The organism is Limosilactobacillus oris DSM 4864 (assembly GCF_001434465.1).
In the GTDB taxonomy this organism is placed as follows: domain Bacteria; phylum Bacillota; class Bacilli; order Lactobacillales; family Lactobacillaceae; genus Limosilactobacillus; species Limosilactobacillus oris.
Window position 1 is genome coordinate 1 of the sequence record NZ_AZGE01000038.1, and the last position, 12,491, is coordinate 12,491.

Below are 12,491 nucleotides of genomic sequence, written 5' to 3' on the forward strand. Positions count from 1 at the left end.
AAGTGTCCAACTTACAGGGTTCACTTCATTGCCTGCTTGTTAATTTTCTTCAAATAACAGCCGCCGCAGCCGAACCGACAGGGGTCGCACGAGTTCCAGGTTCATTCCAACGGCGGCCTTTTGTTTGGCCCCCAGCCGTTCTTCCTGAACTGACCCCGGCTGAATAGTCGCTGGGCCCAGGTAGTAAAACTGCTTGCCCACCGCATCGCTGCGCTTGACAAAGAGGTGGATTTGAACCCGTGGACGACCATCCTTGTTCGTTGCCAGCAGTCGCTGCACTTCCGGCGAGGACCGGTGACGGGGACTTCGAGTGTACCAGCGAAGTGACCGCCCGTTCTCCAATTGGTTATCGTAAATCGCGTTGCGGCGCTGGCCGTCCTCCTTGCGGTAAGTGATGAAAATCGGGCACTCCTGGTCGCCCACCCGGTAGCCGTACATGGGCGCGCTGACGTCCAACGGCCAGTTCAAAAGCCGGCAGACGTCCTTACGATCGTACTGTTGATACAGGGTAAACTGGTGACTGGCATCATAGTCCCTGCTCAACGCCAAGCCGGTGTCCACCGCGTCCGTCAGCAACGTGCTGAATTGCGGGTTTGCTTTCAGTGCTGCCACCAGTTCTGGAGCAAGCTGGTAATCTACCAGACCGTCATGGACGACCAACGGGGCCCCGCCATACTGGTCACGACGAGTTTGCTTACCCGCCTTGACCGCAAAGAAGCTCAGGGACAAAATATCATCAACTGACTGGAGCACGGCCGGGCTAACATAGGCTCCCCGGTTCCGTAAAGCCGCAATTAGTTCTTCCTGACTGCACCGGTGCCCAGCACTTGCCAGCAATAGTTTGAGGAGGACCAGCTCATGGGGCCGCTTGCCGTTAACCAGTTCCTTAGTGACGAAGGAGAGGACCGCGTTTTCGTGGTCGGATAGCTGAACCGGTTCTCCCATCTTCGCCAGGAACTGCCCGTAGTTAGCTAGCCGCCCGTTCTCGGCGAAAACTAGCGGTGACACCTCGCCATAGCGGTAAAAGTCCAGCAGGAGGGGTGACCGTCCCAGACGCTGGTGGAGGTCCTGGTAGGCTGTCCGCAGTTCCCGCAGCGAGTCCAGTTTGACGGCGGCCAACGACTGCAAGATCCGTTCAGCCGCCACCCGCCGGAAACTAATCGTTGACACCCCGATGGTCGGCGGCAGCTGCACCTCCTGGCGAGCCCGGTCAACCTGCCGGCTGGTATCCTGGTTCAAGGCCAGGGGAATCAGAAAGTTATTCTGGTAGTTGCCAATAAAGTCCAGGATGGTCACGTAGTCCTTCCCGGGAAATTTCCGCAGGCCCCGCCCCAGTTGCTGGGTAAATACCACCGCCGACTGGGTGTTCCGGAGCATGATGACCTGGTTTAAGGATGGAATATCAACCCCCTCGTTAAAGAGGTCAACCGTCACGATATATTCCAGCTTTCCTGCCTCCAGCTGCTCCACCGCCTGCTGCCGGCGACGGGGGGAGTCTTCATTCGTCAGCGCGACTGCTGGGTGTCCCGCCGCGCTAAATTTGCTAGCCAGCTCCCGGGCCTCCTCCTGCCGGGAGCAGAAGATTAACCCTCGTGGCTGGTCACCACAGTAGCCGTAGTAGTCCATCTGCTCCAAAACGTACTTTACCCGCTGGTCGCTCACCAGGTAGCGCAGGCCCGTTGTTTCTGTGATAAGCTCACCATCCTGCTCATAGTCCTGCACGCCGACGTAGTGAAAGGGCGCCAGCATCCCTGCGTCCAGGGCGGCCTTCAAACGGACTTCGTAGGCCAGGTGGTAGTCAAACAGGGCGTAGACGTCCTGCTTGTCCATCCGTTCTGGCGTCGCCGTCATTCCCAGCCAAAACTGTGGTTGAAAGTGGTCAAACAGCCGCTGGTAACTTGGCGCTGCGGCGCGGTGTGCTTCGTCAACTAAGATATAGTCAAACGTCTCCGGTGCCAGCTTCGCCAATGTTCCGGGCTGGGCCAGGGTTTGAACGGTCGCAAAGAGGTACTTGGCATCCCAGTCGTGCCGGTTACCGGTCAACAAGCCGTAGTCACTGGCAGGCCCGCCGATGACCCGGCGAAAACTTGCCAAGGATTTCTTAGCAATCTGTTCCCGGTGAACCACGTACAGGAAGCGGCGGGGATGAGAGTCCTTGACCGCGAATGCTCCCAGGTAGGTCTTCCCCGTCCCGGTCGCCGACACGACTAAGCCCCGGTGCGCACCGGAAGCACGCAGCTGCTGTAACGCCAGGAGAGCAGGACGTTGCATTTGGTTAGGGGTGATTGGGGCAGCCGCAGTCCGTGGCGCTTGCCTGACGGTGGGGAGTGGCCGCCAAGCAGCTTTATACTCCGCCAGCCAGTCCGCCGTCAGGGGGTGGCTGGTCCTGACCAAGTCAGCCAAGCGGGCGCTGAGCTGTCTAGTCAAACTGGCATCCTGGCGGGAACTGACCCGCAGTGCCCATTCCGTATTCTGAAGCAGGGCTGCCCGGGTAAAGTTAGCACTGCCGATTACGGCCGTCTGATAATCACCATGGTCAAATACGTAACCCTTGGCATGAAAACCCTGTTGGTCCACGATTTTGACGTTGAGGTTCGGAACTTTCATTAGCTCAGCAAAGGCCCGCGGTGAATTAAAGCCTAAGTAGTCACCGGTCAGCAGGGTGCCACTGACTCCCCGGTCTGCTAAATCGGCCAAGAGCGCCTTTAGCGGCACCAACATATCGGTGGTGATAAAGGCAACCGCCCAGGTAAAGTGCTGGCAGTGCTGCAATTCGTCTTGAAGGGTCTGCCAAATCGTGCCGTCCGCCTGGTTAGTCACCAGCTGGGGCGTCAGAAGGTTATGCCCCGGATAGTCCTGGCTGTATAAACCATTGAGAATGGCCTCTTGCATTACCGTCTTCTTATCCATACCGTCTTCCTTTCACTAACATAGCCACAGGCACGCCCCACAGATCACTCCGCAAAGCACCCCCGCGATAATATCCCGGGGATAGTGGACACCCCCGATTATCCGCACCAAACCTAAAATTACGGTCAACACTAAGAGGACCACCCCGAGTGGCCAGGCCACCCGCCAAGCCACCAGGCTAATTACTGTCGCGGAAAAGGCGTGCCGGCTCGGCAGCGAATCCCCGTGCTTCTCCCGGCTAATCAAGGGGTCAATCGCCCACTCATCGTAGGGCCGGGGGGCATTGAGGCGGTGGCGGAAAAAACTCACCAGGAAAAAACCGAAGCCCGGGATTAACACTAGCGGTGCTACCGTTCGCAGGCCGACCAGCGGAACTGACCGGAACCGCCAGCAAACATCAGCGAGGATTAACAGGTAGGCCACGTACATCGTCACCACCACCACTCGGTTGGTCCAGCGCAGGATGGTAATCAAGCGTGGATAGCGGTTCAGCCAGTTGCTCAGGGCGGTATAGAACTGGTAGTAGTTAAACTTTGAATCCATCATCACTAGGGCAACTCATTTCCGGTCGCTAGGTACAGGTCGTACCACTCCTGCTTGGTCAGGGTGACGTCACTGCCGGCGGCGCTGTCCAGAATATGGGCCGGGGTCATGGTGCCGATCAGGACCTGCATGTGGGCCGGGTGACGGAGGATCCAGGCCACCGCAATCGCGTTTTTGCTGACCTGGTACTTCTCCGCCAGTTTTGCCAGCTCACGATTTAGTTCAGGGAACTGCGGATTGCCGATGAAGGTTCCCGCAAAGGTGCCGTATTGGAACGGCGACCAGGTCTGAATCGTCAGCTGGTGGAGGCGGCAATATTCGAGCAGGCCACCGTCATGGTCGACCGAGCCCTTATCGGTCATGTTGGTGTGGAGGCCAAAATCAACCATCCCCGTGTGGCCGAGGCCAAATTGCAGCTGGTCCACTAATAGACGCTGGCTGACCGCCGATTGCAGCAATTCCAGCTGCTGGGGGTTGAAGTTGGAAACTCCGAAATGACGGACCTTGCCACTCGCCTGCAGTTCATCAAACGCGGCGGCAATTTCTTCCGGCTCCATTAGCGGGTCCGGCCGGTGAATCAAGAACGAATCCAGGTAGTCGATCCCGGTCCGGCGCAAGATACCATCGACCGCGGCAATCAGGTGCTCCTTCGACGAGTCATAGCGGGTAATCTGGTTGGCGGCGTTGGCATATAGGCCGCCCTTCGATTGAATATAGAAATCATCCCTGGAGAGGCCGCTCTGCTTGAGTGCCTGCCCAAAGTGAATTTCTGACGACCCCCGCCCGAGTTCAGGATCGTTGCCGTAAATATCAGCGGAATCAATCAGGTTAATTCCAGCCTCGTGGGCCGCCTGGAGGGCCGCCACTGATTGTGGTACGGATAAGGTCCCCATCCGCATGATCCCCAGTGCAATGTTCGACGTCTGCCAGTTCGTGTTGCCAATTTTGACCGTTTGCATTTTCTTCTCCTTAATAAAATCAACTTTGGGGTAACAAATTCTTTCTTAATTATACTTCAAGGCCCGCCCTGCTTAAAGAAAACACCGTCTCACCATCAGGGGTGCAAGCCCCTAAATATCCATGTTATATTAGTTGCAATGTTATTTTTAAGGAGGATCAGATGAAAAAGCAAAGCAAGGGTATCCTGCTCGCGGCTGGGGGAGCCTCACTGTGGGGAATTTCCGGTGCCGCGGCCCAATACCTCTTTTCAACCACGAATATTTCCAACACCTGGCTGGTGGCCCTGCGTTTGCTGGCGGCAGGAGTCCTGCTAACCCTTTGGAGCGCCATTAAGTTTCCCGGGGAGAGCCGGCAATTAGTTGCCAACAAGGCTAACCGCCGCCTGCTGTTTCTGTTCGCCATTTTGGGGATGGCGAATTCACAACTATCGTACTTCTTAGCCATTAAGTACAGCAACGCCCCGACCGCCACCGTCATCCAGTACCTCCAGCCGGTCTTTATTATCCTGTGGCTGGCCCTGGCGAAGCACCAGTGGCCCCGGCGAATCGACTGTTTTAGCATCGCCATTGCCCTCCTCGGTACCTTTTTTCTGGCAACTGGCGGTCGTCTCGACCAGCTCAGTCTGACCCCCGTGGCCCTCTTCTGGGGGATTTGGTGTGCCGCCGCGGCTGCGCTCTACACTCTGCTGCCCCGGCCCCTTCTCCAGCGCTTTGACGCCTTAATCGTCTGCGGGCTGGCCATGCTGATCAGCGGCCTCCTTCTTTCACCGGCCCTGGTCATTATTCCCGCGCCACGACTAAATCTCCTAGACTGGCTACTCGTTGCCTACATCGTTATCGGGGGGACAATGTTCTCCTACACCCTCTTTTTACAGAGTATCCGCTACATTTCCCCCGCCGCGACGGGAATTCTCAGCGCATTCGAACCCCTGGTCGCGACGATTTTAGCGGTGGGCCTGCTCGGTACCCAGCTTACCTGGGCTGCGGTTTCAGGTTCCCTGCTGATCCTATTCACTACTATCTTGCAGGCGGTACCCTTTCACCAGGTTGCCCGCCTCCTTCACCTCCCCCGGTTAAAATAATAAAGTAAGCGGGGGCCTTAACTATCAAGCGAACCGCTTTGTGAAAGACAAAGAGGCTGGGAATTAACTCAGTCTCTTTACTGTTTTAAAGTTAAAAATGCAACAGCGCAGTAGATGGCTGGCAGTTCAAACGCTGNTCCACTCTCAATTTTGCCTTTTTTATTACCCGTAGTTAAAGCTATTTTACCTATTTAACCTAGTAGTTTTACCTAATTTACTGCTAGTGTTTTACTTCCCGCCGCGTTACAATATGTGTGATTTTTTTTGGAAGCGGATTCATCTACATGGGAGGTAATTGATATGTACCAAACTCGGCGCGTCACCATGGCCCTTTGCGGCGTCATCCTCTGCGGCTTTTGTGTCGGAATGCTGCAAAAAGCCAACCTGGGAGTGGACCCCTTTACCTGCTTCGTCACGGGAATTGCCAACTTGTTTAGCTCAACCTATTCAACTTTTTACCTCATCCTAACGGGCAGTCTCCTGGCGGTTGTTTTAATCCTCCGGCGGCACTACATCGGGATCGCAACTATTTTCAACCTGCTACTGACCGGCGTAATGGCTGATTTCATGCATGGCCTCCTTGACACGGTGATCCCCCATCCCGGTCTCATGGTGCGGGGGTGCTTAATGCTCGCCGCAATCGTCTTTACCTGCCTGGCCGCGGCTCTGTACTTTACCGCTGACTTGGGAGTGTCAGCGTATGACGCCCTCGCCCTGATTGCCGCTTATAAGTATCAATTGCTCCCCTTTAAGTATTGCCGCATCATCACCGATAGTATTTGCGTCCTGGTCGGCTTGGCCTTTGATGTGACCCTCGGGATTGGGACGGTAATTACCGCGCTCTTTATGGGTCCCTTGACCCAGTGGTTCCGCGTTAACCTGGCCGAACCACTCCTGACGGGAGGCTTGCGTCCGGCCAACTAATGTTAATTCGTCACTTGTAGGCCGTTTCCCCGGTGGTGGTGACGGTGATGGTGGCCTGCTTGCAGCTGTGCCCGCAGCTCAAACTGGATTTGCTCCAGGCTCTTCCCCTGGGTTTCTGGAACAAAGCTCCATGAGAATACCCAGGCGACGGCATTGAAAGCAATGAAGAAGGCAAAGGTTCCTCCACCGCCCCAGTGCGCCATCATCAGTGGAAAACTAAAACCAACCAGGAAGTTTGCCATCCAGAGACAAAAGGTGGCAATCCCCATCCCGAGTCCCCGGAGCTGCTGGGGGAATATTTCTGACAGCAACACCCAGGTCGTCGGCGAGACGCAGGACTGGAAAAAGGCCAGGAAGGTCATAGTAGAACCAATCACCACCAGGGGAAGGACCCGTGACCGGCCCAGAAAAAGGATGCCAAGGGTGATGACCAGCAGTGAGCAGCCGGTCCCCGCAATTCCCACTAACAGCATCCGCCGCCGGGCAACCGTATACATCAGTCGCATCCCAACCGCGGTCGCGATAAAGGAAGTTAGACCGTTCCCAATATTGGCGATTAGGGCGGCCTGGTGGCCAAAACCGACTTTCATCAGGATGCTGGTGCCGTAATACATCATAATGTTAATGCCGACAAACTGTTGAATTATTCCTAGACCAGCGCCGAGCAATACCAGGTGGCGCACCCAGGGGTGGCTAAGATCCCGCAAACCCGCGGCCTTCGTATTCCGGTGCCGCCTGAGAATTGCCGTTACACTCTGAACCTCTGCCAGGCTCTGCTGGTGATTGGGCCTGATTCGATCAAGAATAGCAACGGCTGCTTGGGGCCGCCGTTTCATAATCAGCCAGCGCGGCGATTCAGGAACAAACCAGGTGCCACAGAAGAGGAGGAATGCCGGGAGCATCCCAAAAGCAAGCATTTCCCGCCAGATACTTGTGACCCCGGGGAAGCAGGTGCCCAGAATGGCGTTAACCGTAAAGGCAAGCAGTTGGCCGCCCGTAATCATCAGCTCATTTTGGGTCACCAGCCGGCCCCGCAAACCAGCGGTCGCCACTTCGGCGAGGTAAGTTGGCACAATGACCGACGCCCCACCCACGGCCAGGCCAAGGATAAAGCGGAAACTAATCAGCCACCAGGCATTTGGTGCGGTCGCGCAGAACAGGGTCCCAAAGAAGAAGAGCACCGCTAGGTAACACAAAATTCGTTTCCGGCCGTCACGGTCCGCTAATTTTCCCGCCGTTAGGGCCCCGATGGCCGCCCCTAGGGTAATTACTGAGGTGACCAGGCCCTCTTCCGCTGACGTTAGTTTTAGCTGTTGGGGTGCGGCCATGTATGGCAAGGCCCCGTTAATCACCCCCGTGTCGACACCAAAGAGCAAACCACCTAAGGTTACAACCAACGCTATTTTCCTTAATCGTTCGCTTGCTGGACTATGAATAATTAACCATCCTCCTTTTTACTGAGGGAAAAACAAAAGCTCCCCAATTTCGTTTCCAATCGGGGAGCAATTATTTTGAGGGAAAATTTCCACTCGGTTAATCACTAGGTTTAGTATAGCACATTTGTAAGCTATTTGTTCCTTTCAGCCTTTACCACCGACCGGCAAGCGCTGGCAATTTTTAAAACTACTGGTATAATGAACATGGAATGGGCCATTAGTTCAGTTGGGAGAATGTCTGCTTCGCATGCAGGAGGTCGCGAGTTCGAATCTCGCATGGTCCATAAAAAATGCGTCTGGCTACAACGGTCAGGCGTTTTTTAGTAAGGAGGATGACTAATGACTAAAGCATACTTAATTCACGGTACTTCGACACGGGACGACGACTGGTTCCCCTGGCTAGAAGAGGCGGTCGCCCCGGCAATCAAGCTTGACCGGATTTGGCTCCCGGAACCCTTTAATCCTTCGCCCATTGAATGGGCACAAGCCATTGACCAGCAGGTCCCAGCCGAAGATGGCGTAGTATTAGTGGCCCACAGTCTGGGATGCATCAGTGCCTTACGTTTTATCGAACGTCACCGGATAAATGATGCCCGGCTCCTGTTAGTCGGCGCCTTTGACCAGCCGCTGCCAACCTACCCACAACTAGACAGGTTTGTTACCCCACCGCTTCAATACGACCAGGTCACTCCCAAAGTCAGCCAAGCAACGGTAATCGCCGCCCAAGACGATCCGATTGCCCCGTTCACGGGGAGCGCCCAGGTGGCCCGCACCCTCAATGCCAAGTTCATCGGCCAGGCTACCGGTGGCCACTTCCTCAGTAGTGACGGTTTCACCACCTTCCCGCTGGCTGCCAAAGAATTACAACGAATTGCCAAATAAAAAGTGAAATACGCACCCACTCCCGTATATAAAGAGTAGGTGCGTATTTAGTTAACGAATTTGCTCAAAGTTGGTTGCCTTCCGGTCGACCCCTTGACCAGCATTCGCAATCTGGTAGCTGAAGCTGCTCGAGTGAATCTTTTTACCGAAAGCCAGGACGTGGTTATATTGCCAGAGTGAAACCTTATTATCCTGCGTCTTGGATAAGGTCAGCTTGCTGCCCTTAGCTTCGTAATTCCACTTGCCTTGGTCAGCCTCATCCTGGTAGACACTCTGGAAAGCACTATCACTATCATTAGCCTTGAGTGCTTTGTCCCTGCTTGGGGTTACGACAACTTCATCGCCGCTCTTGGCAAAAGTCATGTAGGCCTTCTGGTTTCCAGAAATCGAGGTGTATTCGTAAACGTGGCCCGGCACGTGACGGGCTACTGAGTGACTAGCGTAAAGGTAGAAGCCGCCCAAGACGACTACAATAGCAACAATTACCGAAATAATAACTTTAGTTTTCTTCTGCATTGTTTATCCCCTACTAGTCGTCATCATCGGTCGTGTCAGTCTCTTGATTGTCGTTGGTAGCTTGGCTGTTGCTATCATCATCGTTGTCGTTGCTTTGACTGTCACTATCTTCATCGTCTTTATTACTGTCTTTACTGCTGCTATTATCACTTTCTACAGCGTAAACGTTAATCTCGTTACCATCCTTTTCAATGTAGACGGTCGTGCCATCCTTAGCCTTGTCACCAAGGGCGTCCTTAATTTCGGAAAGGACCTTCGCGTAGTCACCCTTCTTAGCAGCTTTCAGGATTACAGCGGAATCAACATCAACCTGTTCAGCGTCCTCACCGCCGTCGCCTTCTTCAAAGGACAGCTTGGAGTCGCCCGCAGCGCTTTCTAGGCCGCTAACAATAGCGGATGCAGATACTGATGAAGAGCGGTGCTTGCCATGGTTAGTAGCTGCCGCGTTTCTCGTCTTGGTTTTGGCACTAGTGCTGCTTGATTCTTGGCTGTCAGACTCACTGTCGCTTGTCGAATCGGTGCTTTGCTGACTTTGCTGATTATCAGAAGTGCTATTCTTAGCATCAGCCGGTGCCGCAAATGCATTGTTCTCAGAATTGTTGGAATGGTCATCAGTCTTTAAATTGTCAACTTGCTCGTTGTAAATCTTTTTAACTGACTTTGGTGCATAAATGTTAACAGTCTTTGGCCCATTGTTGATGGTTACCCGCGTTTGGGCAACCGCATTCGGATTAACGTTGGGATTGTAACCCGCTGGAACATCCCCATTACGATTAAGGATCAAAACGTCACCCGCGTAAATCAGGTTGGCATTTTGAATATTGTTGTCATAGCAAAGTTTGGCAACAGAAATGCCCGTTGCGGCGGAAATACTGGACAGAGTGTCTCCCCACTGGATAATGTAACGCGTTCCGTTCAGGTTGTTCATGTCAATGTGCTGCATTACCATGTTGTTAGAAACCTGTTGCGGCGTATTGGCAATCCAGTTGGTAATGTCGGCCTGTTCTGCTGGGGACCCAGTTGCGTTGTCGGCCATTGCCACTGAAGATGCCAGTACCGGACCGGCTAAGACGGCGGTCATGAAGACCGCTGCCAGCCGTTTCTTATTATTAATCTTCATAAAATATTTCTCCCAGAATAATAACGTTATTAAAGCAGGTTTATTTTAACGCTTGCTGGGCATTCGTTCAATAGTTGGCAGGGATTTATCCCCATTAACGACGCTTGTTTTACATTAAAAGACAAAATTAACCAGTAAAATGTAACAGAGCGTCCCCAGGGTAAGTGAAAGGAACATCTTCCGTTGCCACAAGTGAACCCCCACGGTGACCAGCCCAGCCAATAATTCAGGCAAACTTTGGTTCAGGTGTACAAAATTTAAATTTCGGTAGCAGTAAACGACCAGCATGGTCATGATCGCCGGCGGCAGGAACGCCCCTAATCCTTTAATAAAGGGCGCCGGCTCCTGGCGGTCATCCTTGCTGTGAGTAAATAACTGGAATGGCAACCAGCGGGTGATAAAGTTAGTCACCGCCGCAAGGGCAATCGTGACAAGCTGTTGAATAACACTCATCAAGCACTGCCTCCTTTCCGGTAGCTAAACCAGTAGTATTCAAGCACGAGCAGCAGCAAAGTGGCAATCATAAAGTACGACTTACCGAAGACCAGTAGGCAGCCAATGGTAATTATTAGGCCGCTGAGTGAACTCCAGTGATTCTTTTCTTTTAAAAACTGCTCCACGGCCAGTACCAGGAACAATGCCGTCATCACAAAATCAAGGCCCTTGACTTGTAGGTTCAGCACTCCGCCCAGGCAGCCGCCACAAAGGGCACCGAACGCCCAGTAAAAGTAGTCCAGTACCGAGATCCACGTGCGCACCACGGTGGAGTCGTAGCCGGCCGGAATCTTGGTATAGTAGTTCAAGACAAAAGTTTCATCACTCAAGCCGAAAATCAGGAGCCACTTTCGCCAGCCATGTTGCGGATACTTGCTTAACATCGCGACCCCATAGAAAAACTGCCGAAATCCCAGCACCGCCGTTATCAATAACACATTGAGCGGGTTAAACTGCTGCAGGAGTAAGTTAGCGATAAAAAATTCAACCGAGCCACCGTAGATTGTCATCGCCATCAGGAGAGGGTACCAAAATGAAAAACCAAGGTTGTGCATATATAACCCGTAAGCAAAGCCCAACGTGACGTAGCCAAAAAGGACCGGCAGACTCGCGGTCCAGGCATAACGAAAATTAGAAGGATTTCTTTTCACCAGTTTCGCCCCATTCACTTTGCAAAGTAATTAACTGCTTTTCCAGTGCCGGAACGGTCGCCAAAATTTTAGCAGCGCCAGCAGTCCGCAATTCCTCAACAGTACCATAGCCATAACTAACGCCCCAGCAGTCGAGGTGGGTGGCCTTCGCACCGTTAACGTCGCTTGCCGTATCACCGACCATCAATACTTGGTTACGGAGGTCCACTAATTGCAACCGCCGTAAGGCCTCTTCGATAACGGCGGCTTTTTTTGCTGCGCTGCCCGTCCATACTAGCACCCACCACCTCGTCGAAATACTGTGATAAACCAAAGTGGTCCAAAATTTGTCGAACCAGGATTTCCGGTTTTGAAGAAGCAACAGCCAGCTTAGCATTGCTTGTTCGTAAGTCTTTTAACATTTGGCGGATCCCAGGATAAACACGGTTGTCAAAGATTCCCTCCTTACAATAGTAAGCATGGTAAAGCTCAACCGCCTTCTCCGCTTCTTCCTGGCTAAAAGGCCGAAAGCGCAGCATTGAGTCAAGTAATGGCGGGCCAATAAAGAACCGGAGTTTTTGCGGGTCAGCTTCTGGAAAGCCCATCTTATTAAGAGCATATTGAACCGCTTTGATAATTCCAGGTCCCGATTCCGTTAAGGTTCCGTCGAGATCGAAGAAAATTGCCTGCATAATTACCATTCCCCTTAATCTAGGTTTGCATAATACTAATTTTTTACTACCATCTAAGCACAAAATCAAGTCATGTCTGTCATAATTGGCGGTAGGACAACCGACTTGAAAGGTGATTTTCCCTACCAAGACTACTAACTTAGCGTTTGAGCTACCAGTCATTTTCTGCACTCCTGACGTTTGCCAGCCGTCCTCTGGAATAATCGGTACCACATGGTGACTTATTTTTAAAACAAAAAAAGTGGCTGGAAATCAATTCCAGCCACTTCTAATTGCGTGGCAACGTCCTATCCTCGCAGGGAG

The 12,491-nt window shown here is 53.0% G+C and carries 13 protein-coding genes and 1 tRNA gene; 4 read left to right on the forward strand and 10 right to left on the reverse strand.

Annotated features, from left to right (window positions below; genetic code table 11):
• Positions 1 to 39: 39 nt before the first annotated feature.
• Genes FC49_RS08945 through FC49_RS08955 form a run of 3 tightly spaced genes read right to left on the reverse strand, consistent with a single transcriptional unit; the run spans position 40 to position 4,412 of the window.
• Entirely contained in the window at positions 40 to 2,910 is a 2,871-nt protein-coding gene (locus FC49_RS08945) for a DUF3427 domain-containing protein (RefSeq protein ID WP_056984832.1), read from the reverse strand.
• A 15-nt stretch (positions 2,911 to 2,925) separates the two neighbouring features.
• Entirely contained in the window at positions 2,926 to 3,456 is a 531-nt protein-coding gene (locus FC49_RS08950) for a phosphatase PAP2 family protein (protein WP_056984833.1), read from the reverse strand.
• A 2-nt stretch (positions 3,457 to 3,458) separates the two neighbouring features.
• On the reverse strand, positions 3,459 to 4,412 hold the full coding sequence (locus FC49_RS08955) for an aldo/keto reductase (protein WP_056984834.1): 954 nt from the start codon (positions 4,410 to 4,412) through the stop codon (positions 3,459 to 3,461).
• 161 nt (positions 4,413 to 4,573) lie between these two features.
• On the opposite strand from FC49_RS08955, the gene FC49_RS08960 reads away from it, so the two are divergent.
• Entirely contained in the window at positions 4,574 to 5,494 is a 921-nt protein-coding gene (locus FC49_RS08960) for a DMT family transporter (RefSeq protein WP_056984835.1), read from the forward strand.
• 300 nt (positions 5,495 to 5,794) lie between these two features.
• The gene (locus FC49_RS08965; protein ID WP_003713582.1) at positions 5,795 to 6,418 is read left to right on the forward strand and encodes a YczE/YyaS/YitT family protein; all 624 of its coding nucleotides are present in this window, start codon (positions 5,795 to 5,797) and stop codon (positions 6,416 to 6,418) included.
• Between the two features lie 2 nt (positions 6,419 to 6,420).
• Here the strand turns inward: FC49_RS08965 and FC49_RS08970 are convergent, their stop codons facing one another.
• Positions 6,421 to 7,815 (reverse strand): sugar porter family MFS transporter, encoded by a 1,395-nt coding sequence (locus FC49_RS08970; protein ID WP_056984836.1) that lies wholly within the window; start codon positions 7,813 to 7,815, stop codon positions 6,421 to 6,423.
• A gap of 250 nt (positions 7,816 to 8,065) precedes the next feature.
• Here FC49_RS08970 and FC49_RS08975 point away from each other — a divergent pair.
• Positions 8,066 to 8,138: transfer RNA gene (locus FC49_RS08975), tRNA-Ala, on the forward strand.
• Between the two features lie 55 nt (positions 8,139 to 8,193).
• A complete protein-coding gene (locus FC49_RS08980) occupies positions 8,194 to 8,736 on the forward strand; it encodes an RBBP9/YdeN family alpha/beta hydrolase (RefSeq protein WP_056984837.1) in 543 nt (180 codons plus the stop codon).
• A 51-nt stretch (positions 8,737 to 8,787) separates the two neighbouring features.
• On the opposite strand, the gene FC49_RS08985 is transcribed toward FC49_RS08980, so the two are convergent.
• The 6 genes from FC49_RS08985 to FC49_RS10095 form a co-directional block, all read right to left on the reverse strand.
• Positions 8,788 to 9,252, reverse strand: coding sequence for a hypothetical protein (locus FC49_RS08985; RefSeq protein WP_003713739.1), 465 nt, complete (start codon positions 9,250 to 9,252; stop codon positions 8,788 to 8,790).
• Between the two features lie 13 nt (positions 9,253 to 9,265).
• Positions 9,266 to 10,372 carry a LysM peptidoglycan-binding domain-containing protein gene (locus FC49_RS08990; protein WP_056984838.1) on the reverse strand — a complete coding sequence of 369 codons (1,107 nt, stop codon included), beginning with the start codon at positions 10,370 to 10,372 and terminating at the stop codon, positions 9,266 to 9,268.
• Between the two features lie 114 nt (positions 10,373 to 10,486).
• Positions 10,487 to 10,825 carry a branched-chain amino acid transporter permease gene (locus FC49_RS08995; RefSeq protein ID WP_056984839.1) on the reverse strand — a complete coding sequence of 113 codons (339 nt, stop codon included), beginning with the start codon at positions 10,823 to 10,825 and terminating at the stop codon, positions 10,487 to 10,489.
• Positions 10,825 to 11,517, reverse strand: a complete 693-nt coding sequence (locus FC49_RS09000; protein ID WP_003713736.1) for an AzlC family ABC transporter permease — start codon at positions 11,515 to 11,517, stop codon at positions 10,825 to 10,827. The genes FC49_RS08995 and FC49_RS09000 overlap by 1 nt, the downstream gene beginning before the upstream one ends.
• Positions 11,498 to 11,725, reverse strand: a complete 228-nt coding sequence (locus tag FC49_RS10090; protein ID WP_202812916.1) for an HAD family hydrolase — start codon at positions 11,723 to 11,725, stop codon at positions 11,498 to 11,500. Before FC49_RS10090 ends, FC49_RS09000 begins: the two co-directional genes overlap by 20 nt.
• Entirely contained in the window at positions 11,712 to 12,350 is a 639-nt protein-coding gene (locus FC49_RS10095) for an HAD hydrolase-like protein (RefSeq protein WP_003713742.1), read from the reverse strand. Before FC49_RS10095 ends, FC49_RS10090 begins: the two co-directional genes overlap by 14 nt.
• Positions 12,351 to 12,491: the final 141 nt, after the last annotated feature.

Bases quoted from the DNA above. Each gene is read 5' to 3' on its own strand.
- FC49_RS08945 (WP_056984832.1), bottom strand. From the start codon at position 2,910: ATGGATAAGAAGACGGTAATGCAAGAGGCCATTCTCAATGGTTTATAC.
- FC49_RS08955 (WP_056984834.1), bottom strand. From the start codon at position 4,412: ATGCAAACGGTCAAAATTGGCAACACGAACTGGCAGACGTCGAACATT.
- FC49_RS08965 (WP_003713582.1), top strand. From the start codon at position 5,795: ATGTACCAAACTCGGCGCGTCACCATGGCCCTTTGCGGCGTCATCCTC.
- FC49_RS08995 (WP_056984839.1), bottom strand. From the start codon at position 10,825: ATGAGTGTTATTCAACAGCTTGTCACGATTGCCCTTGCGGCGGTGACT.
- FC49_RS08950 (WP_056984833.1), bottom strand. From the start codon at position 3,456: ATGATGGATTCAAAGTTTAACTACTACCAGTTCTATACCGCCCTGAGC.
- FC49_RS08985 (WP_003713739.1), bottom strand. From the start codon at position 9,252: ATGCAGAAGAAAACTAAAGTTATTATTTCGGTAATTGTTGCTATTGTA.
- FC49_RS08980 (WP_056984837.1), top strand. From the start codon at position 8,194: ATGACTAAAGCATACTTAATTCACGGTACTTCGACACGGGACGACGAC.
- FC49_RS10095 (WP_003713742.1), bottom strand. From the start codon at position 12,350: ATGACTGGTAGCTCAAACGCTAAGTTAGTAGTCTTGGTAGGGAAAATC.
- FC49_RS08960 (WP_056984835.1), top strand. From the start codon at position 4,574: ATGAAAAAGCAAAGCAAGGGTATCCTGCTCGCGGCTGGGGGAGCCTCA.
- FC49_RS08990 (WP_056984838.1), bottom strand. From the start codon at position 10,372: ATGAAGATTAATAATAAGAAACGGCTGGCAGCGGTCTTCATGACCGCC.